3 protein-coding genes are annotated in these 2,670 nt (G+C 67.9%); 1 reads left to right on the plus strand and 2 read right to left on the minus strand.

The annotated features are described in order from the left end of the window. Positions 1–1,336: HNH endonuclease signature motif containing protein (locus ACRDUX_RS37220; RefSeq protein WP_526421957.1), on the plus strand; the 1,336-nt coding region annotated here is incomplete at its 5' end. Between the two features lie 100 nt (positions 1,337–1,436). Here ACRDUX_RS37220 and ACRDUX_RS37225 read toward each other — a convergent pair. Beyond that, entirely contained in the window at positions 1,437–2,054 is a 618-nt protein-coding gene (locus ACRDUX_RS37225) for a GIY-YIG nuclease family protein (protein WP_526421959.1), read from the minus strand. A gap of 79 nt (positions 2,055–2,133) precedes the next feature. Then, positions 2,134–2,670 (minus strand): adenylate/guanylate cyclase domain-containing protein (locus tag ACRDUX_RS37230; RefSeq protein ID WP_526421961.1); only part of this gene is annotated, 537 nt, incomplete at its 5' end.

The following is a 2,670-nucleotide window of genomic DNA, read 5'->3' on the forward strand; positions in this document are numbered from 1 at the left end:
CCCGCACGCAGTACGCCGCACCCACACCAAAGCCCGCTCCCGCTCGGTGGACATTGCGGTTGAGGATGGCACCGGGTTGGCCGTCCTGTTCGCGACCTTGTTGGCCCCCGACGCCACCGCGCTGGACGGTCGCCTGAACGCGCTGGCCGACACCGTCTGCCCGGCTGATCCGCGGACCAAGGATCAACGCCGCTCCGATGCGATGGGGGCCCTGTCCCACGGCGCCGACCGGCTGATGTGCCTCTGCGACACCACCGACTGCCCCGCCGGTGAGATTCCGCCCTCGACCGGGGTGGTCATCTACGTCGTGGCCCACCAGGACACCATCAGCGGACCAGCCGAACCCTCATCCGACGGTTCCCACGATCCCGACAGTCCCGGCGCGCCTGATAGTCCCGACGATCCCGACGCACCTGATAGTCCCGACGGTCCCGACGCACCTGAGGATTCACCAGTCCCCGACGGCGCCAACGATTCCGAGGATTCGCCGGCCCCCGACGATGCCGAGAGTCCCGACGATCACGACGACGCCTCGGTCCCCGACGACGCCGGTCCTGCCGACGATCCCGAGAGGGCTGCCCGCGATCGCACCGCCAGCGACCACACGGCCGCCGACTCCGCCGCCGACGAGTGCGCCGGCCTCGACGGCCACCCGCCGCCGATGTTCTCCAAACCGCTGCGCGAGCTGACCTGGACCGACCTCGCCACACCCGAACCCGGCCACCCCGCCACCATCCGCCCCGCCGCCATGATGGGCGGACAGTTCCTGCCCGGCAGCATCGCGCGCCGCGCCGCCCTCAATGCCACCCTGACCGTGATCATCCACCCCGGCCAAGCCCCACCCGAAACCCACTACCGCCCGTCGAAGAAGCTGGCCGACTTCATCCGCTCCCGGGATATGACGTGTCGCTTCCCCGGGTGCAAGGAACCCGCCACCAACTGCGATGTGGATCATACGATTCCGTCGCCGTACGGCCCGACGCAGGCCGCCAACCTCAAATGCCTATGCCGCGGACATCATTTGCTCAAAACGGTCTGGGGCGGGGAGGGCGGGTGGCGGGATCGACAGCTTCCCGACGGCAACATCATCTGGACAGCACCCGACGGCCGCACTCACGTCACCACGCCCGGGAGTCGGCTGCTGTTCCCAGAACTATGCCAACCCACCGCACCCGTCGTTCCCGCCGACGTTCCGGCCCGGCCAGCGCACAGTGCGGGATTGAGGATGCCCCGCCGCAAAACCACGAGAGCCCAGGACCGGGCCCGCCGCATCCACCACGAACGCGAACTCAACCGAGCCCTGGCCGAAGCCGCACTCGAAGCAAGAAGCGCCTGACACTGTCGAATGACCGGCCCGCGAGGGTGATTCGAGCACTACCCTCAATCGCCCAAGAAGTTGACTGCGTCGCAACACGACCTGGTACCACAAACCAGCCTCACCACTCGGCAAGTACCCGCATCTTGCCCGCCCTCTTCGCGGCATCGCGTCTGATCTTCGTCAACTCCGGATAGAACGCGTTGCGCGACTTGTCGTTCAGATTGAGCGGAGCCTCGAACGTGGCGATCAGCGTGTCCTCGAACAGCCACGGCTCGGGACGAATCACCCATGACACCAGCGCGTTCTCGGCCATCCACTGCGTGAGGACCGCCTCTCCCCCCGCGAACGTCTGCCGCTTGCCCGAGCCGACGCGGCGCAACTGGAGACCCAGTTCCTTGGCGAGCAGGAGCCCGAGTGACTTGCGCAGCGTCGAACCGTGCGCATCGCCGCCGCTGCCACCGAAGTGGTACCTGATGCGCTTGTGCAGATCCTGGGCGATCGGCCGCGCCCCGGTTGCGGGCGGCGGCCCCGGGCTGCTGCCGATGTAGAGCAGCGTCAAGCCGTCGCGTTGTTCGCAGCCCGAAACGTCGATCGCTGCGGGAAGCGCACGGAACCACCAGCCGAATGCGCCAGGCGCGTTCGGGACGGGGCTGGGCTCGGCGAACACCTCTTCACGCGTAGATGGCCGGGCGGCAAGGAAACTCGCCACTCCCGGATCGAGCTGCCGTTCCGGCATGAGTCTTCCAATCGTCGTGCAGAGCGTCTCGCGAAGTGCGGCGCGATCGAGACGGTGCACCTAAGCGTAGAGGTAGGGGCTAGGCCTTCTCGGCCCTGCGAGCCCGGAACAGCTTCACCTCGTCCTTGATGTTCTTGAGGCGCCTCGCCCCCGCGAACGACCACGTCACGTCGTCGACCTCGCCGATCGCGTCGCGGGTGGACTCCGACACCAGGATCGCACCGGGACGCGCCGCCCCGGTGACGCGGCTCGCGAGGTTCACCGAATTGCCGAACCAGTCACCGGCCCGGCTGACGGCCATTCCGGTGGCGAGGCCCACCCTCAGCCTTGGGAAGTCTTCGTCCAACTCGGTGGCGTCCACGAGATCGAGGACCGCTCCGAGCATCGCGGCGGGGTCGCTGCTGACCAGCATGACCTCGTCACCGATGCTCTTGACGTACCGGACCGGGGGCACCGCGACCTCCCTGGCCAGATCGGCCAGCCGGTGCGCGAGCTTCTCCAGATCCTCTGGAGGGACGACCTCGCCGAGACGGGTGAAACCCACTAGATCGGCGAACGCGATCGTCACGAGGCGAGCGCCAGGAAGCGGTTGTCCCTCGGCGCGTTCGGTGGTGGT

This window comes from Mycobacterium sp., assembly GCF_050701675.1.
In the GTDB taxonomy this organism is placed as follows: Bacteria; Actinomycetota; Actinomycetes; order Mycobacteriales; family Mycobacteriaceae; genus Mycobacterium.